Source organism: Pontibacter roseus DSM 17521, assembly GCF_000373265.1.
Taxonomy (GTDB): domain Bacteria; phylum Bacteroidota; class Bacteroidia; order Cytophagales; family Hymenobacteraceae; genus Pontibacter; species Pontibacter roseus.
Window position 1 is genome coordinate 555,666 of record NZ_KB890762.1, and the last position, 24,875, is coordinate 580,540.

Sequence of the window (24,875 nt, forward strand, 5' to 3'; positions counted from 1 at the left end):
CGGATTAAACTGCCTGTACCGGTGCTGGTTCAATAGCGGCAGGTTTCTTTTTCTCTGGCTTCAGCCCGAATGGCACCCGCAGCCAAATCACTTTCATGATTACGAAGCGGGTCAGCACGAAGCAAATAAGGAAGGTAGCAGTCACCAGCAACGCGAATTTGGCAGCCACAGGCCAGGGCCACTCCCGCATGTAATAGCCCAACACCACTATCACCGTTTGGTGCAAGATGTAGAAGGGGTAGACCATCTGGTTGGCCAGCGGCAAGTACCGATGCCTGACGTTCAGGTGCTGCATGGCAAAGCCCAGTATGGTCATTATCCAGCCCCACCGGTTAAACGATTTCAGCACCCAGTACAGGTTCAGCTCCATACCTTCCAAATCTGGGTCGGGGAGCCAGTAGCGGGTATAAAGCACCGTGACCAGCAGCAGCGAACCGCCCAGGCTATACCACCGAGCCTGCCTGATTTTATCCTGTAGAGTAGGAGAGGAGATGATGCCAAAGCCGAGCAGGAAAAGGCTGCCATACAGGAAGTGGTTCGCCCAGTCATCTACCAGAGCGTTGGTGGCATCAAACTTCTCCCGGAGCAGCATCTCGCCGACGCTCAGCAAGAGAGGTACCAGCAGCAAAAACCAGCCTTTGCCGTGTGTAAAATCGGTACGCTTGCTGCGTAGGAAGCGCAACAGCGGCAGCAGCAACAGGCTATAGGTAAAGATGTAGGCCAGGTACCACAGGTGGTGCCAGCTGAAATTGCCTTCGGGATAGGGTATGAACTCGAAGATGGTGGGCCAGAAGGAAGCATAGCTGTAGGTATGGCCTTGGGTGAGACGCTCAAAGTATACCTGGGGCGGCACCACAACCAGGATACCCACTAGCAAAGGAACCAGGATGCGCTTCACCCGGTCCATTGCAAAGGCCCCTGCGCCCCGGTAACCCATAGCCAGGTATACGCCCGCCCCTGATATCAGGAAGATGAGCGACATGCGCCATTGGCTCAGGAAAAGCATGGGAAGCTCCAGCGTCTCGCTCAGCACATTGTTCTTGACGTGCCACTCCCAGGACACGAAAAACATGCCGGTGTGGTAGAAGATGAGGAGCGAAAAAGCCAGCACCCGCAGCCAGTCCAGCTCGTAACGTCTCGTTTTCAGTTGATTTTCCATAGTAGATGCTCTTTTGTGGACCAAACATAACCAAGAGATACTCTGGACATGGCATCTGCCGGCAGGTGCGAGGTGCTAGTTTATAGGGAAGCACCCACAGAACTGCTGTTTTTGCGGAATTGCCCCGGCGTGAGCCCCGTCTGCTTCTTGAAAGCGGAGCTGAAGGCGGACTTGGAGAGGTAGCCCGTCTGCTCGGCTACTTCCTCAATCTTGAGGTGCTGCAGGGTGGGGTTTGAAAGGATGTGCTGCGCCTCCTGCACACGCAATTCCGCCAGGTATTCAAAAAAACTCTTGCCCAGGCACTCATTCAGCGACTGCGACAAGTAGTGTGGAGAGGTATGCAGTTGGCTGGCCAGACCGGGCAGACTGGCAGAGGGCTGCACAAAGAACTTTTGTTCCTCAGCAGCCCGCAGCCTCTGCAACAACGACTGTTTGGCCTCCTCGCTTAGCGCCGATTTCTCATACTTGACCTGCACCACCGGGCGGAAAAACGCTGAACCCGTCAGCATCTTGTAACTTATGAAGAAAAGCTGACCCGTCATGAACACGGCGAAGAGATGGTCGCCCAGGTCTTGCTCAAAGGTGAGCTTGAGCAACAGGAAAAGCAGGATGGTAGCGGCGTAGAAGAAGAGCAGCATCCTCGACCATGAGTAAAAATAGGTGTTCAGGCGCTGCGACTGCCGGGAGGCACGCAAGTGGAGAAAGGAAACTACCACATAGGCGGTGATATGCACCAGTGTCATCTCATTCACCCACTGGGACAAGTATAGCGGGTCCGGGTTCCAGGTATAGGCGACATCCAACCGGGGCAGGTGCGGGAAATACGCGTTGATATAGGCGTTGTACTTGACCGCCTCAGGCTGCAGCAGGAAAGACAATCGATAGAGGCTGTAGAAGGCAAAAGGAAGGAAGTGAAGCCACTGCTTTGGTTTCCAATCCTTGCCACACAGGCTCCTCAGCAGCAGGTATGTGACAGGACCCAGGGCAAAGTTGAGCGGCTCCGAAAAATTGACGAGCGGCAAGGTACGGAACATGAGCCCCGAGTAACACAGAAAAATCTCCAGAATGACGCTGGCAAAGGAGGCTACCAACGCAGCCAGCAGCAGGTTGTGATAGGGCTGGCGGTGCGGGCGCCGGAGCAGGAACAGCAAGGTCAAGAAAAATCCCTGAACGACCCCTAGCAATAGCACGGCGGCATACAAATCTATCCGGAGAAAGTGTTGACCCATAACAGCTGCTAATGTACTCTTCAGAAGAACAAATTGCAATACGCCCAGGCTATACCTGTGCTTTGGGGCTCACCGCATCCTGCTGCTCATGCCGCCGTCTATTATGAAGGTATGCCCGCTCATGTACGGGCTCTTGCCGGAGCAAATCCACATTATGGTGCTGGCAAATTCTTCTGGATAGCCGATGCGCCCTTTTGGTATCAGCTGCTCGTACTGCTGTCGGATGAGCAGGAGCTTGTCGGGGTCGCCTCCTGTCTGCGTTTCCATGGCTTTTTGCAGTAAAGGCGTATCAAAGGCCCCCGGTACCAGCACATCCACCATTATGTTGGTGCCTACCAGTTCCAAGGCTGCTGACTTGGCCAGCGCAATAACGCCTGCTTTGGTGGCCGCATAGATGGAACCGTATTCCACTCCGCCCAGACCATTGACCGAAGACACGTTCACGATGTGGCCACCGGCCTCTGGGTGCTGCTGCATGAGTTCTATCTCGCGTTTCATGCAGAGCCAGACGCTTTTGAGATTGGTGTTGATGGTGTTGTCAAATTCAGCCTCTTCAAATCTGGATAGCGGCTTTCCTATACCTGACTCGCCTGCCGCGTTGTTGATGGCGATGTCTAGCCTGCCATAGCGGGTGTTTATCTCGTCGAACAAGTGGTGCACGTCTGCCATTTCCGACATATCAGCTTGAATGAAATGAACTTCTCCATCTATTTTTTCAATGGCTGCTTGTGATTTGGTTTGGCTGCGGGAGGCAATGAGAACGGTGGCGCCGTGTTCTGCCAAGGCCTTTGCGGTGGCAAAACCCAGCCCTGAGCTGCCACCGGTCACCAAAGCGAGCTTTCCTGAGAAGTCAAATTGAATCATAGCCTAATTTATCTCTTATGTGGCCTAATTAAAAAAAGCAGATTGAACAAAAGCGACTGCCGTAGGTTACTTCTGCACCAAACAAGTATTAAAAGAAGCTTATATAGTGGCATAATTTATGCTGCCTTGTTTGCAACTGTTTAGTACGGTTAGGCGTCTTCTAGTAGAGGGGTGTTCTCCTCATGCATCCATCCTCATTTATTACGGGTTTAGTCAAAGGTTTGTCATCTTCCATCATCATCGGTTTTTTCAGGCGCAGAATCGTGCAGCCCGTGCTCCAGTTGCTTAAGCAGGGTATGACGCCGCATAAGCTTGCCGTTACCCTGGCGCTGGGTACAGTGGTGGGCATTCTGCCGGCCCTGGGTGTCACGACGGTGGTGGGAACTGCCCTGGCAGCCCGTCTGCGTCTTAACATAGCGGCCACTGTGTTGGTCAGCTACCTGGTGCACCCCATCCAATTACTCCTCATCATCCCGTTCATCAAGGCAGGCATTTTCCTGTTTGGGTTGGATGAACTCAAGCTTTCGCTGGATGAGATGATTGCCATGTTTCGCTTGGATTGGCTTGAGGCGCTCAACAAGCTTTGGATGGCTAACCTGGCTGCTGTTTCTGCCTGGGCTATTTTGGCCCTGCCTGTCGGCGCTGCCCTCTATTTCCTGTTTCTCCCTATCCTGCACCGCGTGCTGCCCAAACCGGCACCAGTCCTGGATGTGCCTGCCGCACCGCTAACAATCGAGGCGGAGGTATAACACGATTTCTTAGCTGTCAAGTATATATTGTACAAACACAAAGGCCAGCCTGGTGAGGCTGGCCTTTTGCATGGTATACAGGTATGACTTAGGCATTCTCCAGAATCTGGAACAACTCATCCAGCTTGGGCGTCAGGATGATTTCGGTGCGGCGGTTCTTCTGACGGGCCTCCTTGGTCTTGGCGTTGTCAAGCGGCACGTAGAGGCTGCGTCCCGATGGCGTCACGCGGTCCGGCTGCACGCCGGATTGGGTCAGAATGCGGGTGATTTCTGTAGCACGGAGCACGCTCAAATCCCAGTTGTCCTGCATGCCCACGGTTCCTCTGGCGATTGGCACATCGTCGGTATGGCCTTCCACCACCACGTTCACATCCTGTTGCTCTTTGAGAACGGCAGCCAGTTTCTTCAGGGCTTCTACGCCCTTAGGGTCCACTTTAGTAGAGCCGGAGTTGAAAAGCAGCTGCTCTGCCAGCGACACGTATACCTTGCCGTTGCGGATATTCACGGTCAGGTCCTTGTCGTTGAAACCCAGCAATGCGTTGCTCACTTTAGAACGAAGAGCGTTCACGGCTTTGTCCTTTTCGTCTAATATGCGCTGCAGCTCTGCCAGGCGCTGCTCCCGCGCCTTCAGGTCGGCGTTGAGCTTGTCTATCTGGCTCTTGTTCAAGTTGAGCGTCTCGCCCAGAGCTTTGCCTTCTTTCAAGGCCTGTTGCAGGCTCTGTTGGTACTCGGCCTTCTGGCGCTCTAACTCGGCGCGCTCCTGCTCTAGTCTTGCCTTTTCGTCTTCTAGAGACGCCTTCTGCTGCTCCAGACCAGATTTGTCTATCTCCAGGGAGTTTTTGCGAGCCAGCAGGTCATCGTACTTCTTTTTGGATACCACACAGGAGGAGAGCGCCATGCTTCCTGCCAACAGGTATACCGATGCTCTGTAAAGATTTTTCTTCATATCACTATACTAAAAGGTTGGTTCAAGGGTGTCTGAACAAATATAGGAATAAAAGGAAAACAGGAAAGGCCAAAACTGCATATTTGCCCGCTTTAGGTAATCATTTGATACCGGAGCTACGGTGTCTGCCCACCTCAGGTATTACGGTTTTTGGTATGGCATGAAATGAAATCGCCCCGACTGGTTTGCCGGGGCGATGCTTTTACTGCTCTTCTCCTTTAAACAGTCCCGTTGGGTCGGGCATCTGTGCCATGAGATTGGCTAAGTACTGGTAGTCTAGCGTGCGCATGTCTATTTCCCGGCTCTTGTGCAGGTAATCCCAGGCATCGGCGTATTTCTTTTCATGGAACTTTACCTGCGAGAGGTTGAAGAGGGCGTAGGCGTTCTTGCTATCGGCAGCCAACGATTGGTCCAGGTATGCCGTCGCTTTTTTTAAATCCTTCTTCTTTTTGTTCTCAGTATACAGCTTGAGGTAGGCACCGGCGGCATCGGACAGCAGCAATGAATTTTTGGGCTGGTACTTCAAGGCACGCTCGTACAAGCCAATGGCATCCGCTGTATTGCCTTTGCTGTTCTCCACCAGTCCAAAGGCCCAGTAAGTATTGACATTGTCAGGGTTCAGGAGCCAGGCCAGGTTGAAGCGGTATACGGCTGTGTCAATCTGACCTTCGTTGAAATACTCCCAGCCGCGCTCCATAAAGAAGCTGCTGGCCTCGGTTCTGCTCGAGAAGCTTTTGTCGCAGCTGCTGAGGAACTTCTCATCGGCCTTCTGCTCCGCCTCCGTTTTAGGAACGTTCCCAAACATAGGCAGTACCTTGGGATGTGGTGTGCCAGGTTGCTCCTGTGCAAATGCAGTGGTGGCGCAGAACAGGAGCGCTGTCGCGGCCAATAGTAATTTCTTCATGTGGTGCAAAATCAGGTCGGTCGTTGTGTCGGTATTCTCCGTCTAAAATACTGCTTTGAGCCGTAATACACAAACTAACGCTGGTATTTGCCCTGCGGGTCCTGCTGCTTCTCGAGCAGGGCGGCAATGAAGGTGGGCTCGGCCAGGCTCTCGTCCTTGCTCAGACTCTTATGCAAGTAGCGCCAGGCACTGCCATACTCGCGCAGGTAGTAAGAGTTGATGGCCAGCTTGTAGTAGATATCCGCCTTGTCAGGTGAGTAGGAGGCCGCTTTCTGCAGGAGTTTCCTGCTCTGCAGCAGGTCTTCGGGGTTGCTCTCCTCGTAGAACCGACCCAGGTGCGTGGTGGCCACATCGGTGAGCAGGCGGGGGTTGTCGTTGTCGCTGTCCAGCGCTTTGTACAGGATGAAGAGTGCTTTGTCAAACTCCTTCTGCTGTCCGTATACCAGTCCGTAGCCCCAGTACACGTCCTGATTGGTGCTATCCAAGAGCCAGGCGCGTCCGAAAAGATAGCTGGCGGAGTCTAGTTTCTCCTCATTGAAAGTACGCTTCGCCTCCATCACGTAATAGGTCGCCGCCAATTTACGGCTCTTGAAGCGCTTCACATCCCTCTGCAGCAACTTCTGACGCTGCTGTTTTTCCTGCGTGGTTCTCGGCTTTGAAACCGTCACCACGTCTGACACAGTGAAATTTTGCTTGGGTTTCTGTTTGTTCTCGGTGAGGGCACTTTGGGAGTTGCAGGCGCCAAGACCCGCTGCTACGAAGCCGACTGCCAGTATCCAGAGTCGCATGTTGTGAAAGGTTGGTTTGGGTACTAACGCCGGAGCAAGCCGAAAAGTGTGTCTTTGGGTGCAATTCCTGTGTGCTGACTTCAGGTAACTTTGGCTTGAAAGGACTTAACTACATACTGCTATACCTAACCAGCTATACCTGCGACAATTGACAGCCTCACTAGCTCAGGAGGTAAATGGATAATTTTTAAACTTTTAAAGCGACAATTGACGTTATTTTAATGACAACTTTCGTATATTTGAAAAAGTAAAGACACACAGGTATGGGACGCGCATTGAAACTAGAGGACAGCCTCAGTTACAAATTAATTGACGACAAGGATGTATTCATGCTCATCAGCACGGTACGCGAAGGTATTAAGTATGCCATGTTCCAGAACATCGCGGACAAAAGCCCCTTCAGCACGAGCGAATGGTCTAACTTCCTGCACCTGTCTGAGCGCACGTTCCAGCGTTACAAAAAGGAAAAGCGCAAGTTCGACCCGCTCCACTCGGAGAAGATTCTGGAGATAACACTGGTGTACAACAAGGGCATAGAAGTGTTTGGCGACAAGGCGAACTTCGATGCCTGGCTGGAGGCCAAAAACGTGGCGCTGGGCAGCATCCGGCCCAAGGAGCTGCTGGACAGCACTTTTGGCATCGGCCTGTTGCGCGACGAACTGACCCGCATAGAGCACGGTGTGCTGGCATGAGGGTATACCGCCTGAGCAAAGGATTGTACCGCAACGACCTCTCCGGAAAGGGAGCCGAGCTGGCGGGAGGCCGCTGGAACAGCAAAGGCATCGCCATGCTGTATACCAGTGAGTCTATCGCGCTCTGCACCGTAGAGGTGGCCGTTCACATGCCGCTCGGCATCGTGCCAAAAGATTACCACTTGGTGCACATTACGCTTCCAGACGATGTGCCGATGAAAGAAGTGACTGAAGACAGCCTGCCCACCACCTGGAAATCGTTTCCCCACCCGAACATCACGCAGGAGATTGGCGATGCCTTTGTCCTGGAAACAGAGTTCCTGGTGATGAAGGTGCCTTCTGCCACGGTGCAAGGTACGCACAACTACCTCATCAACCCTAGGCACCGGGATTTCGGGAAGGTACAGGTCGCGGCTACAGAGCCCTTTGAGTTCGATAAGCGGCTTTTCGTCAAATAACCAATATCCTTACTGCAAATCATAGGTGGTGCCCATTTCCGCGATAGTCACTGGCCAGCCTAGTGTGTCCGTTATTTTGAGTCGGAAAGCCTCCAGAGCCTGCGCTTCCCCATGGTTGAGGAATATCCGCTGCGGCGCATCTTTCAAGTGACTGAGCCACCATAACAGGTCCGATTGGTCCCCATGGGCGGAAAGCGTAGAGATTTGCCGCACTTCCGCCTTCACCTGGTAGTAGCGGCCCTGCATTTTCAATTCGGTTGCGCCGCTGCGCAGGAGGTTACCCCGGGTACCCGGCGCCTGAAACCCTACCAGCAGCACCGTGTTCTGGCTGTCGCCCAGCAAGCGCTCCAGGTAGTGCATCACACGGCCACCCGTTACCATTCCGCTTCCGGCAATCACGATTTTTGGACCCTGCTTATCCAACACGTGCATCGATTGTACGTAATCCCGAATGACGTGCACGTTGTGCATCATGGTGCGGCACTCGGCATCGGAGAGACTGTGCCAGTCGCGGTACCGTAGGTATAGCTCCGTCACGTCAATGCCCATGGGGGTGTCCAGGTAGATAGGTATAGCCGGTATGCTGCCATCCTCGCGCAACGTGTTGAGCAAGAGCAGCAGCTCCTGGGCCCGCTCCACAGCAAAACTCGGAATCACCAGCACACCGCCTTTCGCCACTGTATGGTGGACGATTTCCTGCAATTCATCATAGGGCGAAGTCTGGGCATGCAGCCTGTCCCCGTAAGTGGATTCCAGCACCACGTAGTCAGCTTCCTGCACGAAAGCGGGCGGCTCCATGAGGATAGGCTGTCGCCGGCCCAGGTCGCCGGAAAAGACGAATTTGCGCCCCTGGCACTTGAGCTCCACAAACACCGACCCGAGTATATGCCCACTCTTGCGGAAGCAAAACGAGAAATCCTCATTGATAACCACCCATTCCCCGTCATCATAAGTCTCGAACAAGGGCATGGTCATCTCCACATCGCCCGAGGTATAGAGCGGCTTGGCCGGGTGGTGCTTGGAATACCCTTTGCGGTTGGCTGCAGCAGCGTCCTCTTCCTGTATTTTGGCGCTGTCCAAGAGAATGATGTTGGTTACATCACGTGTAGGCGGGGTAGCATAGATAGGGCCATTGTATCCATTTTGAACCAGCACGGGCAGATAACCGCAGTGGTCCAGGTGGCCATGCGTCAGGATAACGGCGTCCAGTTCATCCGGGTCTACGCGCAGCTTTTGCCAGTTTAGGAGCCGGAGTTGTTTCAGCCCTTGGAAGAGGCCACAGTCTATGAGGACCTGGTGCCTGTCCGTCTTAACCAGGATTTTGGAACCGGTGACAGTGCCGGCACCGCCAAGAAACTTGATTTGGATGGGAGAGGGTTTCTGGAGCATAGTTTTTTAGTTAGGGGCAGACGAGGTATAGCAATGGTCAAACCTAATGTATGAAAATCCTTTCATATATAGAATGTATCATCATACAATCAGGACAATACGACACATATAAGGAGTAGGAAGGGCGGATTTAACGATGAAATAACACGCAGGTTTGTAACAATAACTGCAATCGGAGTAACTTTGCAGGTATGAAATCATTCCTTATTGTTTTAGCCTGCGTACTCAGCCAAACCCTGGCAGTTGCGCAGGTGGATACCACGCAGCGCGTAGCGCCTAACAGAAAAAACAGCCCGGAGCAGCAGCAGAAGCCGTACGTCATTCTTATCTCGGCAGATGGCTTCCGCTACGATTATGCCGATAAATACCAGGCCAAGAACCTGCTGGCGCTGCGGGAGCAGGGGGTGCAGGCAGAATCCATGGTTCCTGCCTTTCCTACCAAGACATTCCCCAACCATTATTCCATTGTGACAGGCCTATACCCGGCGCACCACGGCCTGGTGAACAACTATTTCTATGACCCGCAGCGGAAGGAGTCCTATTCCATGCGTGAACGCAGTAAGGTGGAAGACGGCAGATGGTATGGCGGCACTCCGCTATGGGTACTGGCCGAGCAGCAACAGATGCTGTCGGCGAGCTTTTTCTGGGTAGGTTCCGAGGCGCCCATACAAGGTATACTGCCCACTTACCACTACCAGTATAGCGAGGTGATGCCGATGGAGAAGCGTATACAAACCGTGGTAGACTGGCTAAACCTGCCAGAGGAGCGCCGGCCGCACCTCATCACTTTTTACCTGCCGGAGGTGGACCACGCCGGCCACCGCTACGGGCCCGACGCCCCGGAGACCAAACAAGCCGTGCAAGAACTAGACACCCACATGAAGCAGCTGACCGATGCCGTGGCGACTACTGGCCTGCCAGTCAACTTCATTTTCGTGTCGGACCATGGCATGCTGCACATCGACACCGAGAACACGTTGCCGCTTCCTGCTGCTATCGACACGGCCAAGTTTATGGTATCAGGTGGAGGCATGGTGGTGGAACTGCACGCCAAAAACAAAAAAGCCATCCGAAGCACCTACAGGCAATTGAAGGAAGAGGCGACTAAGTACCAGGTATACAGGAAGAAGAACATGCCGCGACACTTGCGCTACGGCAAGAAGGATGACAGGTATGGCCGCATTGGTGACATCCTACTCTTGTCAGATGCCCCAAAGGTTTTCCATTTCTCTTCGCGCAAACCCTCACCGGGCACGCATGGCTACGATGCCTGCCAAGTGAAAGAAATGCACGCCACTTTCTACGCCTGGGGCCCAGCCTTCAGGAAAGGGGTGAAAGTGCCCACGTTTGAGAATGTGGAGGTATACCCACTTATTGCCAAGCTATTAGGCCTGACCTTTGACCACAAGATTGACGGCAAAGGGAAGCTTTTGAAAGAAGTACTGTAGCCTAGATACACATGAAAAAAAGCCTGCCTAAACTTATGTCTGGGCAGGCTTCTTCTTTTCATGTGCTATACCTTAGCGGTTCGCTCTACCCGGCAGGTATATCTGGAAACCCAAACCGAGGGAAAGACCAGAAGTAGCCGTACCAATGGAGATATCGGCGCTGGTGCGGGTGTAGTTGAGCGTCCCTTCCAGGGCTACATGGCTCGCCACAAAGTGCGCATATCCTGCTCTTAACCCCAATACAGAACCGAATATTCGGTCACCGTCGCTGTCCTTCAGGGAGCTGCCGGCAAAGCCCGCCACCGCCTCTCCAAACCAGCGGTGCGTGGGTGCGGCTCCCTCGGGGAAGTAGTAGCGGGCAAAGGGGGTCAGGCCATAGCTGAAGTTCTCTCCACCATCATAAAACTGGAGTCCCAACTGCGCCTGCGCGCCTATGGCGGCATTATCACTGATGAAGAATCCTGCTCTCGGCTCAATGGCCAACTGAAAAGTCTCGGATTTGAAGTTGTAACCTAGGGAGCCGATGGTGGCGCCCACCAGCCAGTTACCTTGCTGTATGGCATCCCCGGCCACTGGTGCCGTCGTTTGCGGTCTGCTGATGTCCACGTCCTGCGCAAAGGCGCCGGTTACCAGGAAAAACAGAAAAAAAGGAATGAGAAGAAATCGTTTCATAGTCGTAGGCCTCATAGATTGAATAAGAATTATTGTATTATTTATACAATATTGAACGAAACCTACATATCATAGTTAGGAAATTCACGTTAATAATCTAATTTACAATACTTTGGGCGTCTGTAACATGAATGCCTATACCTGCAAGTGACCATCTTATCGAAAGGGATTTGGATGCAGGAAAAGCCAGCGCTTACCCATAAAACCAGAAGGAGCAGCCTGTGAATGGGCTGCTCCTTCTGGTTTTACTTGGAAGTATAATCGGACAAAAGGCCTTCGTAAATCCAGTTGGCGAGGGCTTGCCGGTTGTCTGCTATGACGAAGCGTCGCTGGTCTTTGTCGTTGCGGATGTTGCCAAGCTCGATGAATACGGTAGGGGGATGGCTGTACTTAATCACATAGAGGCTACTGCGTTGCGACACATTGCCCGAGTAATCGCGGTTGGGCTGATAGCGCCTGTATTTCGACGTGAAGGTTTGGTGGATGTTCTTGGCCAACTGCTCCCCATCACGGCTGTTTTCATGGTGGTAGAAGAACACATCAATGTTCTGGCTTTCGCTGCGGCTGTCTACGTGTATGGACAGCATGCGCTGGTAGGCCCCTTTGTGTTTCGAGTATAGGCTGTTGACTGCCTCGGTGCGCTGGCGCAGACGGGCACTGTGGTTGAGCGGAACCTTCTTGTTCGGGTAGGCCACCTCGTCCCAGTCCATCTTCAGCACACCCTCATCACGGATGCCATCATCCGGGTCTTGCAGAATCATGTAGACGGTGGCGCCATGCTCCATCAGCACCCGTGCCAGGCGTATGGTGACATCATAGGCGTACTCGTCTTCGGCCAGGTCGTTGGAGCCATACTTGCCTACGGCCCCCGGGTCAGGCCCGCCGTGACCAGCAGAGAGGTAGTATACCGCCCCCTGCAGCTTCTGGGACTTTATTTCCACCCGCTCATACTTCTCGCCAAAAAGTGGCATGGTGAGCACTCTGGCAGCTAATTTCTTCTCGGGCTCGGCGGCCTTATATTCAGGAGATACACCCGTCTTGTCTGGGGCAGAGGACGCTGCAGGAAGCACATACTCCTTGCCTGCAATCAGGCCATTGTCCTTTCCGAAGCGTTCCTTGTTGAGTTCCATGAATCTGCTCAAATGCTCGGAGGGGCTGAGACCGTGGCGTCGGAGCAGGGTATAGATGCCATCGCCGGGCATAGCCACGACCTGGAGACTCGGGCTCTGTCCGAAGGTATGGAAGCAGACAAGGAAGAAGAGGAGGTTGAGAGTAATCGTACGCAAAGCAATAAATTTTACCGGCATATATTCTGAATCCGATATTAGTAAAAAAGGGTGAGGGATAAAAGAGATTCTTTAAATACTGCTAAAAATACAGGTATAGCTATATAAAAAACACCTAATGTAAAAGGACATACGAAACCGCTGCTTATGGGTTGGAGCATCAGGTAGGCTTTGGTTGGCAACGATATAGCATCCCTTTATAAAATGCATAGCATCAGTCATTTATTTATCTCTTTTATTTCAGTAGCAGCCACAGTACCACTTGCCTGGTCAATAGTGAAAAAGAGGCATGATGCGTTGGGTACCCGTGGCTGGTTTAGTCCATCTTGAACAAATTCATTTCATTCCAGCTGATGCCATTTCTGCCTGCCTCGTCCGGGTAGAGGGTCATCACCTTGTCCGATTGCCATACCTGTTTGGTGTCGATGTCCATAATTGAAAGACAGCCGGTAAACCCAGCGCCGGTGTCTAGGAGCCAGACGTTTCCCATCTGCAGCGGGGTAGTCTGCTTTCGGTTCAGCAGGAAGGTGGGCGTGTGGCCAATGTAGACTTCTTTGTAGGTTGTGACGGTGGCATCCTGCTGCTGCGAGAATCTTGTAAAGCGCTCCTCCACGAAGCCTCTGCTCCAGAGCAGGGTATAGACTGTCGACATCTCGATGGCTTGTTCTATGTCGAAGCCGGCATGAACGCAGAGGATGTTGTCTTCGGTAACATGGTATAGCTTTGCGCGCTGCAGCAGTCGCAAGTGCTTGGGGGGCATACCTGTGCCATGTCCGTAGGAGGCAACGGTAGCCGTGCCCCCCTGCCGCAGCCAAGCCTGCTGCACCCTATCGTTGCCTGCCATTTTGCCTGAATAGAATTCCAACGCCCACTGGTCGTGGTTGCCGAGCAGGTATACCAGGTGCTTTAACGTCAGCAGCAAATCTATGCTCTCTTTCGTCTCCGACCAGCCATCCACTACATCCCCCAGGAAAATCAGCTGGTCATTATCCTTATCAAAACTACAACGCTCCAAGCACTGCACCAGTGCTTTGTAACCACCATGGCTATCGGATGTAACGAACCGCTTCATACTGTCAAAAGATTACATTATGGGCTATACCTTCATCTATAAATACGGTACAGCTTTGTGCTTGGCGGGGCTGGCCAATCATGTCACCTTTCCGTCTCAGCCACAATGCGGCTCAGGTCAGTCAGGATGCTACCCACATCGCGCAGTGCTTCCAGTGAGGTGATATGGGCAAGAGACTGCAGGCACCGTTCCTGTTCTACCAGTGCCTGTTGGTTCGCCTCCTTCAGTTGAGCCAAATCAGCTCCTGAATCTCCTACCACGCTTTGCCCATAGGCGGCGATACAAAGGGCGGTAGCTTCCATGGCACGTTTCAGCTGCTCTTTTCCTGTATATTCAGTCCGGAAAGCTTTTATCCTTTGCAAATCTGCCAGGCTTCTGCGGATGCCCCTGATTTGGATGGTGATGCTCTCCAAGTTAGCAATATGGACGGCAAGGCGGTTCAGAGCGATTCGGTTGTGTGTGAGTAGGAGGTTATACTTAAGGCTTTGCTCCGCCAGGTCGAGTGTTTTGCGGCAATCAGCTGCCTCTTTGATGAGGGCGTCCACTTCGGCACGGCCAAATCGTTTGCGCTTGCTGGTCGTGTCCATCAAGGCACTGAGGCTCCTCAGCGTCTCCGCCGCCAACTGGCTATACCTGAGTACACTCCGCTCCACCTCCGGAATCGCGTTTTGCGGTACAATCAGGGCGTTGATGGCCACGGCTATACCTGAACCCAGAACCGTCTCCACAATCCGCTCGTAGGCGTAGCCTTCTTCGCTCTGCCCGAAGGCGAGCACCAGCAAAGAGCTGATGGCCACCTGCGAGATAATCTGCGGGTTCATGCGCAAAGCCTTAGAAATGGCCATGCCAATCAGGATGACGAAGAAGATGGAAAAAGCATTCACCTTGAACCAAAGGCCCAGCAGCATGCTCAGCAACACGCCGCCGATAATGCCGATGATGCGCTGAGAGGCCTTGTTGACGGAGTCCGCCACCGTGACCTGTACCGTGATGATAGAGGCGATTGCTGCGAAGTAAGGGTACTCCGATTGCAGGAGGGTAGAGGCGATGAACCAGGAAAGTGAAGCGGCAAAGGCTGTTTTCGCGATTTGCAAGGTCAGACCCAGCTTTTCCAGTATGTCTATGACTCTATCCATTCCAGACTATTACTGAAGCCGCTGCAATTGGTTAGCCTGTGGCCGAGTCTGCATGTGTCTGCTACTGCTGAGAGAGTGGAAGACTTTCTATTTTGCTGCTTTCTTTTTACGCTGCGGTAAGCTCAGGTTGATGGGAACGTTGTAGGCAACATCCACAGCTTTCCCGTTTTGGAAGCCCGGCACCCATTCGGGCATACTCGCAATGATGCGAACTATCTCCTGGTCCAGGTCATCTCGCACACCTTGTTTCACCTGTACGCTCCCTACTTTACCGCTTTTATGCACGACAAAATTCACAATTATCTTGCCCTCTATTTTGTCGCGAAGTGCTGAGGCTGGATAGCTGAAGTTTCGGATAATGAAGGCGAGCATCTGACTTTCACCTCCGGGGAATTCGGGAACGCTTTCGGTATAGGTATAGCCATCATTGGAGTTTGTGACAGAACCGCTCTTAGGAAAATCTGTGATTGGCGTTGAGACATAAGCTTCCTGCAGTCTGTAGATATCTGCCTCTATGTTGAAGCACCCTCTGCCATTGGCTGGCGACTTGATAGACGTGACGTAGATGGCGTTGCCACCTTTTTCAGCCGCCTGTGCTTTTGCCAGTGCCAGTAAATCATGGATGTCGCAAAGGGTTTTACGGCCTTTTGTGAATCTTACTTCACCTAACTTCTCACCAGTGGATGGCAGGCTTTCCTGGCTGTAGATTACCTCCACCTCAGAGGGCGCAGTAGCTGTGGCCAAATTGGCTGGGCTACCAATTTGTGCCTGCGTATGGTGGCCTGTGAGGTGGAAGGCTGTGAAGAGGAGCGTGGCTATACTTTTCAAATCTACTGGTGTATGTGAATAATTGAGTTGGTATTATCTATTACTTGGCTCTATCAGCGCTACCTCGCGCAGATTCCTCTATACGGGCAATACTGGCATATCTCCAAATCCTTGGTTTTGCGTATCGGCTCCTCCGGGTCTAGCAGCCGGTTCACGAAGGCGGAGAGAATCTCTTCGGAAGCCGCCACGAAATCCTTGCCTGTCGCTTCTTTGAAAGGAAAATCTGAGGAGAGCACGCCAGCGTCCAGGTTGCGAAACGATAGAATTCCTGACTTAGGCACGATGCTTTGCAATTGAACATGTCGCCCGTTGCGCAGGATGGTCTCCGGTTGCTGCTGCAGGTTGCGGTGCAGGATGTACTCGTATAGCCACAGCTGTCGTGCCTTGTCATACTTGGGGTCTGTGGTGAAGTGCAGTTCCACCTCGTCCGGCTTTACCGTCACCTGGTTCCTTTCAACCTTCCCAGTCTTATAATCGATGACGCGCAACTCATGACCTTTCAAGTCGATGCGGTCGGCCTTGCCGGCCACTTTCACAGGTATAAGTTCGTCGCCCACCTGCACCTCCAGCACCGTTTCCAGCTGCTCTTCCAGGCGCAGCACATAGAGTGGCAGTTCGTCAGGGGAGCTTAATAAACTATCCAAGTATTTCTCCAGCACCTGCACGGCCACCTTGTAGAGTAGAAAGTTCATGCCGCGCTCCGGGCTGGCGCCACGTGTCACTTTCCGGAACTCCAGTTCCACCTGGTTCGGGAGCTGTGCCAGCATCTGCTCGACATGCATCCTTTCAATGGGCTCGCCGTTCTGTTCAAACGGCCGGAAGAAATCCTCCAGCACCTGGTGCACGATGGTACCGAATTGGTCGGCGCCGAGCTGCTCTTCCACCTCATCCATCTCCCTGATTTTAGCGATGCGGCTGAAATAGTACTGCAGCGAGCAATTGATGTACATGTTGAGGTGCGAGGGGTACAGGCCGCGCCGCAGTTCCTGCTTGAGCTGCTCCAACGTCTGGGCGTCCTTCTGTATCACGATGTCCTCGTCATACTCCTTGGTCTGCTTCTGCTCCACGGCGGCTGTCAGGTCCCGGAACCTAATGCCCGGATTGCGTAGGGCCAGGTCGTTCTGCAGTTGTAGGATGAAGCGGCTTTTCTCCCCGGAGCCATAGGTGTCGGAAGGGAGCACATAGAGCAGGTTCACGCGCTTGGCGCGCTGCAGCAGGCGGTAGAAATTATAGGCCATCGCGCCTTCCGTCTCGGCGTAGGTCGGCAGTCCGAACTGCTTCAGCACATCGTAGGGCATCAGCGACTCGTGGCGCTTGGGTGCCGGCAGTGTGTTCTCGTTCACCGACAGGATGATGAGGTTCTCGAAATCCAGCGCGCGCGTCTCGAGCATACCCATAATCTGCACGTCCGAAATCGGCTCGCCGCTGAAGGGCAGGCGCTGGGAAGCGATGAGTTCGTTGAGGAACTTACGAAAGCTGCGCACCGAAATCTTTTGCTCGCGACAGTCAAAAATGGTATCGAGTCGCTTGACGATGGTATAGAAAATGTACAGGTACTCCGTCTCAATGGTGTTAGGCTGGTGGCTGTATACCTCGCGGAGCATGTCAATCAGCTTGTACAGCGACGCGATGATGTCGTCACAGTCGCGCCAGGACTTGAAGAGCGTCTCGAAAAGCGGCTGGTGCTCACCCAGGCGCAGCAGTTCGTTAGCCGTGATGAGCACGCGGTTGTCCTGCAAAATCTGTCCAAGCACTTTCTGGATGAAGCCGTGGTATTTGGCCTGCTCCGGTTGTTCGTTTAGGTATAACTCATACCTGCGAATGAAGGGGTGGGTGAGCAGTTTTGTCACCGAGAGGTGGTGGTACTGGTATACCTTGTAGCCCGACTCCTGCAGCTGCGTTACGCCGGTCAGGTGCACATCGAACAGCAGGTCAATCAGGTTGTAGAGAGGCGTGCCCTTGAAGCTCAGGCCCATGGTCACGTTGTAGTTCGGCACCTCGTCGGGTATGGAGTGCAGCACCGGCAGGAGCAGGGTCTCGTCGGGCAGGATGATGGCCACCTGCGCTTGTTTGTCCTGCTGCCGAATCTCCTGCAGCAGCTGCCCCGCTAGCTTGCCCTGCATGCTCGCGTTGGCCACGCCAATTACGTTTATCTCCTTCTCATCGGTCAGCAGCATGTTCTGTTGCCAGCGCCATTCCGGCAGTTTCCAGGTGCTCTTGTACTGGCGCAGGAAGCTGCCCGCCCGGTTGGGTATGCCTTCCTCCATGTAGAAATCATCGGAGTCGAACAACACCTCGGCCTTGTCGTGGCGTAGCAGCGTCCGGATGATTTTCTCCTCAGAGCTGGTGAGGGCGTTCAGCCCGATGAAGATGTACTGGGCGCAACCCGGGTCTCTGGCTATACCTTCAATGGTATCAGCCACCTTACGGAAAGCCATACCGGTATAGGCCTGCTTGTTCTCCAGCAGGCGCTTGCGGAGGTTGTGGTAGGTTTTCTCGACGTTGTCCCAAAGGCTGAAATACTTCTTCATGGTCGGGGAGAGCTCCTTGCCCAGGTACTTTGGGTCCCAGCGCTCCAGGGCCTTTGCCTCCGTGAGGTATTCAAACAGCTTGCCCGTGTCCACCAGGTTCTGGTCGATGCGGCTGAAATCGTCGAGCAGGGTGCCGCCCCAGGTCACAAACTGATCGAAGTCCAGGGTAGGGTCCTGCTCCCGCATCAGGTCATAGAGCTCCAACTGCAGGTTGATGGGTTCCAGCACATCGGTTTTGGCCAGACGTGTGATGAAGTCCTCCATACCTGACACCTCCGGCGACCAGATGGGTTCCGACGCCGCCTGCGCCAGCGCGTTCTTGAAGAAGAAACTCGCACGGCGCGATGGCAGGATGATGCACAGGTCGCTGATGTTCTCCTTGTACTTCTCGTAAACGTATTTCGCAGTTAGCTCCAGGAAAGTCTGCACGGGTATTTTTGAATAGGTGAAAGAGTGTCTGAGTGATTAAGTAGAATCTAGATAATATGCCTTGATAGGAACAAAAGATTTATACCTGCTAAAAGAATCACGGCATAAGGCATAACAAACAAAAATTTAGAGCTATACTTCAGATTTCTAAATGGTACAGCCGCAACAAAAGAAGCAATTAAGCATGCTACAAGTGCAGTCATAAACACCTGTACAAAACCGTCTACAAAAAGGATGATGGATTCGGCTGATTTAGTAAAAAAGGTGTAATCTAGAAGGAGGTGCAGGATTATCATAGCAAAAGCAATAGTCCAGCTTACCTTGTAAAATTTCATCATGATGTTTCTAAAAACTAAATGCAATCTACTTCTTCTAGGTGTTAATTCGTTCCCGAATTTGTATTACCTCTTTCATCCAACGGCATGAACGGGTTGTAGGCTATCTCCCAGAGGTTGTTGTCCGGGTCGGCGACGTAGCTGCTGTACCCGCCCCAGAACACTTTTTCCGGTTGCTTGAGCACGCGCACGCCTTTTGCCTCCAGCGACGCCACCAGCTCGTCCACTTCCTTTTCGGAGCGGACGTTGTACGCTAACGAAAAGCCTCGGAAGCCTTTGCCGTCAGCCTCCACACCCGCATCGTCGGCCAGCGACTCCTGCGGGAAGAGCGCCAGCTGTAGACCGTTCAGCTGAAAGAACACGATGCTCTCGTTGCTGCTCTCCAGTGGTTGCCAGCCCAGGATGTTCTGGTAAAAGTCTTTGGAGCGCTGCAGATTCTTCACGCCCAGTGTAATCAAAGTAATTCGTTGTTCCATATTGTCCTCCGCCTAATCCCTTGGTAATTGGAAGGGAATAGGTTATCTTCTGTCTGATGTATATCTATAAATGTGACTATACCTGCGCCAAATCTCGCAGACTATTTCGCCTGCTCATAAGCTACCTTCAGCCATCCCAGCAGCTCGGCATCAACGTCGGCTAGAGTTTCCAGCCGCACGCGGTGCGAGCACATGGCATTGAAGCTGCCCGATTTCTCCAGTCGCCTTGCCGGTTCTATACCTTTCAGATTGATTCCCACATCCAGCCTGGTTTTGGTGGACGGCTGTAGCAGTGCGAACTGCTTTTTGGCACGAACGCTGACGTAGGCGTTCTTGGGCGCTAACTCCACCTCCTCACCGAATTGCCTGATTTCTGTGACCAGTTTTTCATAGAGCGGCAGCAGAGTTTCTTTTCCTACGTACTGCTGCTCCACCAACTGCTCCGTACTCTCAGCCGAGCCGGCATCAGTGCCACGGAATTTAAGCGCCACCATGTTGGCAAAGCCATGTGTGAAGCCATGGTCGGTCTTCAGGAACTTGATAATGTCGTTGTGCTTTTGAATCCCGGAGTCGGATACAATCTGTTTCCATTCTTCCAGCGATTTACCTGTGTTCTTCTGCAGGTTGTCGAGCATGGTCTGCGCTGCCTGGTCCATTTAGCTGTTGTTTATGTTTGGTTGATACTATTGCCTGGAATCTATGCTGTAGGTATAGCTCCTCATAGAATCAGCAATTCATAATTATTTAATCTTAACCCAGCTCAGAGCACTAGTCCCATTTGCAGGCTCTTCCCGCCGTAGCCCCATTCCAGGATTTCCTCGGTGTCGAAGTAATAGAGGATGCATTTTACCTTCTCGTAGCCTAGCTGCTTGAAACGCACGGCATAATGGTCGAGCTTGTTGCGGTGCTCCGGCTGGGGCGGCGGCAGCTTGAACTCCAGCAGCACGACTTGCTGGCCATCAAACACCACACGGTCGGGCTTGTAAAGGTAGGCGCGGGCATCAAGGAGCTCCTTCTCATGCTCCACTACCACCTTATCAGAAAAATAATGCTGCAGTTTAGGGTGCTGCAATACCTCTTGCAGCCGCTCGCGCAGGGCGGGTTTCTCCCGCTCGCTGATGATGCCTTCGTATACCATCTGACGCAGCACGGTGTCCAGCTGCGGGGTAGTGATGACGCGCGCCAGCGCGTAGTGCAGCTTCTTGTTCAGGGCGCGCTGCAGGGCCTGCGTCTCGAAGTCGAACACGTTGTTGGCGTGCTGCTTGAGCTGCAGGCGCTGCGCCCAATCGGTGGTCACCAGATGCTCCAGGTGGTAGGTATGCTCCGAGTCAATTATCGTGTGCTGTAGCTGTTGGGCATTGCCTTTGTGTAGCTGGTAGCACAGCTGCCCCCCTAGCCACATGTCCTTGTGCACCAGGAAACGGTAGAGCAGGTGACTCACGTTCTTGGCTGTTCCCTCCAGCGCCCGCTGCGCTTTCTTCTCCTCCAGCAGGTCCTTTCCGTTGCCAATCAGGTATAGCCTGTCGATGGGGCGGGTGAGGGCCACATAGAGCATGTTCAGGTTCTCAATGAAGGTCTTCTCAATCTCGGTGCTGTACTGCTTGGCCAGCACCGTCGTCTCCAGTTTGGAACTTATGTTAACTGCTACGCTGCGTAGCTTACCCGTTACGCTCACCTCTTCCGGCAACTGACTCCACATAAGCGCTCGTGTCTGTGGTTCTGTGCTCCAGTCGGCAAAGGGGATGATGACGATGGGGTAGGCGAGGCCTTTGGATTTGTGGATGCTGGTGATGGTGATGGCGTTGCGGTCCTTAGGTGTGTTGATGCTCAGCTTCTCCTTCTGCACATCCCAATAGGCCAGGAAGTTATTGAGGTTGTTGCTGTTTTTGAGGCTGTACTCCAGCACCAGGTCCAGGAAGCGGAACAGGTACTCGCATTCGTTGTTATGGCCCAGCAGGTCGAAGATGCGAATCAGCTGCTCGGTCAGCTCGTAGATGGAAAGGTTGCCCGTCTCGCGTTCCTTCACGTCAAAGCCGAAAGTGCGCAGCTGGTCGTAGAACGCCTGCGGTTCCGGCTCTTTGGCGATACGCGCAATGGTCTGCGTCATCTCTGTGTCAGGTATAGTCTCCAGCGCAACGGCGCAGACTAAATAGAGTGCCTCTGATTTGGCTAACGTGTCATTGGGGCGGTTGAAGACCCGGAATAACGCAATAACGAGGTTGATGACCTCCGCGAATTGCAGCGAGAGCGAGTCCTGCGAAATGATATCGTACCGTTTCTCCTTCAGGAAATTAGCTATCTGTTTACTCCTGACGTTGGTTCGGCACAGGATGGCCATGTCGCTCAAGGTATAGCCGTCGGCTAGGCCCTGCTGCACCAGCTGCAGCACCATGTTCAGCGTGCTCTCTTCGTAGCTCAGTATTTTCTCATGGGTATACCCATCATAGAGTTCTTCGGAGCGGGTGCAGCTGTCCAGGTTATACCTGTAATTGGTGTCATCGGGGTGCGTGAACAGAATCTGGACGTGCCCACCTCTCTTATCGCCATCCGGCACCTGCTGCTGAAACTTGTCGTCGTAGATGGAGGCGAACATGCCGTATACCTCGTGCTCCTTGCTCACATAGGTGAAAAGCTCGTTGTTGAACTGGATGATTTCGGCACGGCTGCGACGGTTGACGCTCAGTTCGTCCGGGGCCAAGGCCTGGTCCACCGACTCGTAGCGCTCCCGTATCAGGTGGCCGTGCCGGCGGTTCAGGTATAGCTTCTGCGTGTTTCGCTTATAGAGGTGCAGAATCTGCTCCATCTCGCCGCCGCGCCAGCGGTAGATGGCCTGTTTGGCGTCGCCCACCACCATGCTGAAATGGCCGGAGGCAAGGGCATTGTCCACGAGGGGCAACAGGTTGTTCCACTGCAGCACCGAGGTGTCCTGAAACTCATCAATCAAAATGTGGTTGTATTTCTCGCCCAGCCGCTCATATATAAAGGGCACCGGCTCCTGTAGCACAATGTCAATGATGCGCTTGTTGAACTCAGAGATATGTACCGTGTTCCGGTCCAGCTTGATTTCCTGCAGGCACTTCTCCAGCTCGTTCAGCACCGACACCTTGTACAGGTGCGGCACAATGGCGTTGATGAGCGTGAAGGTGCCGGCATACTGCGTTTTTATACCTTCTATGTTGTAGTAAAGCTCCGCCAGCAGCGGCTTGATGCTATCAATCTGTTTTTTGGTGTGGGTGGACGCCTTGCCGGCATACCACTTGTCTTCTTCTATGGTCTGGCGGGCGTAGTTGTTGCCATAGTTCAGGTCAGCGTCTTTGTTAAACTTATTGAAGTAGCCCCACAGGCCTCGGTTCCCTTGGAAGAAATCAGCAGGGGAGAGGCCAGCCTTATCAATGGCGGCCAGGGCCTTGGCTGCATCCTCGTGCAAGGCTTCCGCTATACCTTGCTGCAGCTCTTTCAGCTGGGCGCGTATCAATTTGAAATCCTCCAGCGTCAGGCTCTGGATGTCGGTTACCGCTTCATATACCTGTTCGTTGAGCAGGTTCTTAGCGAAATCAGCCAGGTCTTCGGGGAGGGTGTTCCAGCTGCGGCCTTCTCGGGCCTTCTCTAAGGCATACTGCTCCAGCGTCTCTGATAGCAGGTCGTCTTTCCGGTTGGTCACTTTGTCGAGCAGCAACTGCACCGCTGTGTTCACCAGCGTCTGCGAGTCCAGGTCCACCTCGAAGTTGTAAGGGATGTTGAGTTCCCGCGTGAAGGCCTGCACAATCTTGTTAACGAAACTGTCGATGGTGCTTACTGAGAAGTCGCTGTAATTATAGAGAATCTGGGTGAACAGCACCTGCGCGCGCCGTCGCACCTCCTCCAGACTGAAGTGCTCCTCCGGATAGTCTTGTTGTAGCTCTTCAGTTATTTCCTGCAGCAGCGCTTCGCTCTTAGCCTTGTCCTTGACTGACAGGCCAGGGTCGTTGAAGCCACGCAAGGCTCCCAGGATGCGGTCCTTCATTTCGGCGGCGGCATCGTTGGTGAACGTGATGGCCAAAATGGAACGGTAATAGTCCGGATTGGGCGTATGCAGGGCAAGCTTCAGGTATTCCTTTGTCAGCTGATACGTTTTGCCCGAACCGGCAGAGGAGGAGTATATCTTGAAGAGAGATGGCATAGAGGTAATCCTGTGTTAACCGGATTCTAAAGATACAGCGGCGAGATGTGTAATACCAAACCGGGAGAGCAAAAAAAGCGCTCAGCACAAGACCGCTGATGCTGCAGGTATAGAATAGAAGAAGCCCCTCCGGAACTGGTCTGGAGGGGCTTTCTGCCTTTCTATGTTGTCTGAAATGGCTATGCCACGTAAACTATTTCTCCTTTTTTAACTTCTTTCTCTTTGGCCACATGGTCGCTCACGCATACGTTGCGCATGATGCGGGCCATAGAGATAGAATACTCCGTGATGATGCAGTGCTGCTGCTCCGTGCTCATCAGCGCCTTTCCGCCTCCCAACGTCAGTTTGTTCAACTCAATCACCTCATCAAAATTCTGGCGCAGCATCTTCAGGGCCTTAAACGATGGCTCATTGTAGTACATCGGAATCACCTGGCACACCGCGTAGCTTCCCTTGGCTCGTTCCTTGGCAATCATGTTGCACAGCGACTCAGCGTTCATCTTATCTAAATCAGATATGATGACGAAGAAGACTTTCTTCTGGTCTGTGTTCTCAGACTTCAGTACCGCATTGGTCTGCAGCAGGGCGCGCGTCACCTTGGTGCCTTTGATGAAGGTCTCGTCCTTCAGAATCTTGTTGTGGATTTTGAAAGCCAGAGCTCCTGAGGCTATCAAGTTGAGGTCCTTGTTCTTGGTTGAGATTTTGGAGAAGTGTAACATAGTAGGAAAGGAGTTAAAGGGTTAAAGTTCTTTTAAAATCTACCTGTAAAACCCCGCAGGCAGGCTTGGTTTTACATAAGCTAAGTTTTCATCGCTAAATAGGTGCAATTGTAGCAGGCGGCAATTCCATCACCAGAAACCCAACTTGTCTCTGTACCAAAAAGTCTCTATTAGTGGAAAGTAATCCAAACGATGCTTTGTGTGGCAGGCGTCTGTACAAGTTTACGACCTTTAAATAGGATATACCAACGATTAATTATAAAATAAGCGAAAGAACCTATTTTGATAGTGAACTAACCCTTTTTACGGGTGTGCAAAACCGATGTTCCTTATTTTTATATTAAATTGGAATATAAGAAACAAAATAAAATTTTTATTTCAAATTAATCTAACATAAGTGAATATTTTTAGCACAAATTTTAATCTAAATTTAATTTGACTAGAAATATGAGGCCCTTCAAAACGAATAGAAGAATAAAATAAGGTATGTCGATTATTATGCGTATCTTTGCACCCGATTTGGAATCAGTCTGATTTTTGTAAAGGATACTCCGTTTTTTGGCATAACCTGGTTGATTTTAGTTTCGCTCGCTCTTTTCTTTCGTA

22 protein-coding genes are annotated in these 24,875 nt (G+C 52.6%); 4 read left to right on the forward strand and 18 right to left on the reverse strand.

Going from position 1 to position 24,875, the window contains the following annotated elements; translation table 11 throughout:
- Positions 1-4: 4 nt before the first annotated feature.
- From B051_RS0108995 to B051_RS0109005, 3 genes are all read right to left on the reverse strand, one after another.
- Positions 5-1,159, reverse strand: a complete 1,155-nt coding sequence (locus B051_RS0108995) for an acyltransferase family protein (protein WP_018477866.1) — start codon at positions 1,157-1,159, stop codon at positions 5-7.
- Positions 1,160-1,239: 80 nt separating this feature from the next.
- A complete protein-coding gene (locus tag B051_RS0109000; RefSeq protein ID WP_018477867.1) occupies positions 1,240-2,388 on the reverse strand; it encodes a helix-turn-helix domain-containing protein in 1,149 nt (382 codons plus the stop codon).
- 69 nt (positions 2,389-2,457) lie between these two features.
- Positions 2,458-3,252, reverse strand: coding sequence for an SDR family NAD(P)-dependent oxidoreductase (locus tag B051_RS0109005; protein ID WP_018477868.1), 795 nt, complete (start codon positions 3,250-3,252; stop codon positions 2,458-2,460).
- Positions 3,253-3,473: 221 nt separating this feature from the next.
- Between B051_RS0109005 and B051_RS0109010 the strand changes: the two genes are divergently transcribed.
- Positions 3,474-4,001: a DUF2062 domain-containing protein gene (locus B051_RS0109010; RefSeq protein ID WP_018477869.1), complete on the forward strand. Its 528-nt coding sequence runs from the start codon at positions 3,474-3,476 to the stop codon at positions 3,999-4,001.
- 88 nt (positions 4,002-4,089) lie between these two features.
- On the opposite strand, the gene B051_RS0109015 is transcribed toward B051_RS0109010, so the two are convergent.
- The 3 genes from B051_RS0109015 to B051_RS0109025 form a co-directional block, all read right to left on the reverse strand.
- Positions 4,090-4,947, reverse strand: coding sequence for an OmpA family protein (locus tag B051_RS0109015; protein WP_018477870.1), 858 nt, complete (start codon positions 4,945-4,947; stop codon positions 4,090-4,092).
- A 202-nt stretch (positions 4,948-5,149) separates the two neighbouring features.
- Positions 5,150-5,851 carry a tetratricopeptide repeat protein gene (locus B051_RS0109020; RefSeq protein WP_018477871.1) on the reverse strand — a complete coding sequence of 234 codons (702 nt, stop codon included), beginning with the start codon at positions 5,849-5,851 and terminating at the stop codon, positions 5,150-5,152.
- A gap of 74 nt (positions 5,852-5,925) precedes the next feature.
- Positions 5,926-6,639, reverse strand: coding sequence for a tetratricopeptide repeat protein (locus tag B051_RS0109025; protein ID WP_018477872.1), 714 nt, complete (start codon positions 6,637-6,639; stop codon positions 5,926-5,928).
- A 263-nt stretch (positions 6,640-6,902) separates the two neighbouring features.
- Between B051_RS0109025 and parS the strand changes: the two genes are divergently transcribed.
- The gene (gene parS / locus B051_RS0109030; RefSeq protein ID WP_018477873.1) at positions 6,903-7,331 is read left to right on the forward strand and encodes a type II RES/Xre toxin-antitoxin system antitoxin; all 429 of its coding nucleotides are present in this window, start codon (positions 6,903-6,905) and stop codon (positions 7,329-7,331) included.
- Entirely contained in the window at positions 7,328-7,789 is a 462-nt protein-coding gene (locus B051_RS0109035) for an RES family NAD+ phosphorylase (RefSeq protein WP_018477874.1), read from the forward strand. The genes parS and B051_RS0109035 overlap by 4 nt, the downstream gene beginning before the upstream one ends.
- A gap of 9 nt (positions 7,790-7,798) precedes the next feature.
- Here B051_RS0109035 and B051_RS0109040 read toward each other — a convergent pair whose 3' ends face one another.
- Entirely contained in the window at positions 7,799-9,178 is a 1,380-nt protein-coding gene (locus tag B051_RS0109040; protein ID WP_018477875.1) for an MBL fold metallo-hydrolase RNA specificity domain-containing protein, read from the reverse strand.
- A 191-nt stretch (positions 9,179-9,369) separates the two neighbouring features.
- Here B051_RS0109040 and B051_RS0109045 point away from each other — a divergent pair, with 191 nt between their 5' ends.
- Positions 9,370-10,626 (forward strand): alkaline phosphatase family protein, encoded by a 1,257-nt coding sequence (locus B051_RS0109045; protein WP_018477876.1) that lies wholly within the window; start codon positions 9,370-9,372, stop codon positions 10,624-10,626.
- Positions 10,627-10,698: 72 nt separating this feature from the next.
- On the opposite strand, the gene B051_RS0109050 is transcribed toward B051_RS0109045, so the two are convergent.
- The 11 genes from B051_RS0109050 to B051_RS0109105 all read right to left on the reverse strand — a co-directional run bounded on the left by B051_RS0109050 (position 10,699) and on the right by B051_RS0109105 (position 24,269).
- Positions 10,699-11,298, reverse strand: coding sequence for a hypothetical protein (locus tag B051_RS0109050; protein ID WP_018477877.1), 600 nt, complete (start codon positions 11,296-11,298; stop codon positions 10,699-10,701).
- Positions 11,299-11,543: 245 nt separating this feature from the next.
- Positions 11,544-12,428, reverse strand: a complete 885-nt coding sequence (locus B051_RS0109055; RefSeq protein ID WP_018477878.1) for an N-acetylmuramoyl-L-alanine amidase family protein — start codon at positions 12,426-12,428, stop codon at positions 11,544-11,546.
- A gap of 472 nt (positions 12,429-12,900) precedes the next feature.
- A complete protein-coding gene (locus B051_RS0109065) occupies positions 12,901-13,656 on the reverse strand; it encodes a metallophosphoesterase (RefSeq protein WP_018477880.1) in 756 nt (251 codons plus the stop codon).
- A gap of 83 nt (positions 13,657-13,739) precedes the next feature.
- Positions 13,740-14,792 carry an FUSC family protein gene (locus B051_RS0109070; protein WP_018477881.1) on the reverse strand — a complete coding sequence of 351 codons (1,053 nt, stop codon included), beginning with the start codon at positions 14,790-14,792 and terminating at the stop codon, positions 13,740-13,742.
- Between the two features lie 87 nt (positions 14,793-14,879).
- Positions 14,880-15,620 carry an energy transducer TonB gene (locus B051_RS0109075; protein WP_018477882.1) on the reverse strand — a complete coding sequence of 247 codons (741 nt, stop codon included), beginning with the start codon at positions 15,618-15,620 and terminating at the stop codon, positions 14,880-14,882.
- A gap of 59 nt (positions 15,621-15,679) precedes the next feature.
- A complete protein-coding gene (locus B051_RS0109080; RefSeq protein ID WP_018477883.1) occupies positions 15,680-18,580 on the reverse strand; it encodes a PD-(D/E)XK nuclease family protein in 2,901 nt (966 codons plus the stop codon).
- Positions 18,581-18,627: 47 nt separating this feature from the next.
- Positions 18,628-18,918: a hypothetical protein gene (locus B051_RS0109085; RefSeq protein WP_018477884.1), complete on the reverse strand. Its 291-nt coding sequence runs from the start codon at positions 18,916-18,918 to the stop codon at positions 18,628-18,630.
- A 41-nt stretch (positions 18,919-18,959) separates the two neighbouring features.
- The gene (locus B051_RS0109090; RefSeq protein WP_033316768.1) at positions 18,960-19,391 is read right to left on the reverse strand and encodes a VOC family protein; all 432 of its coding nucleotides are present in this window, start codon (positions 19,389-19,391) and stop codon (positions 18,960-18,962) included.
- 101 nt (positions 19,392-19,492) lie between these two features.
- The gene (locus tag B051_RS0109095) at positions 19,493-20,047 is read right to left on the reverse strand and encodes a DUF5655 domain-containing protein (RefSeq protein ID WP_018477886.1); all 555 of its coding nucleotides are present in this window, start codon (positions 20,045-20,047) and stop codon (positions 19,493-19,495) included.
- A 104-nt stretch (positions 20,048-20,151) separates the two neighbouring features.
- Positions 20,152-23,550 (reverse strand): UvrD-helicase domain-containing protein, encoded by a 3,399-nt coding sequence (locus tag B051_RS0109100; RefSeq protein WP_018477887.1) that lies wholly within the window; start codon positions 23,548-23,550, stop codon positions 20,152-20,154.
- Between the two features lie 179 nt (positions 23,551-23,729).
- Positions 23,730-24,269 carry a hypothetical protein gene (locus tag B051_RS0109105; protein WP_018477888.1) on the reverse strand — a complete coding sequence of 180 codons (540 nt, stop codon included), beginning with the start codon at positions 24,267-24,269 and terminating at the stop codon, positions 23,730-23,732.
- Positions 24,270-24,875 lie beyond the last annotated feature (606 nt).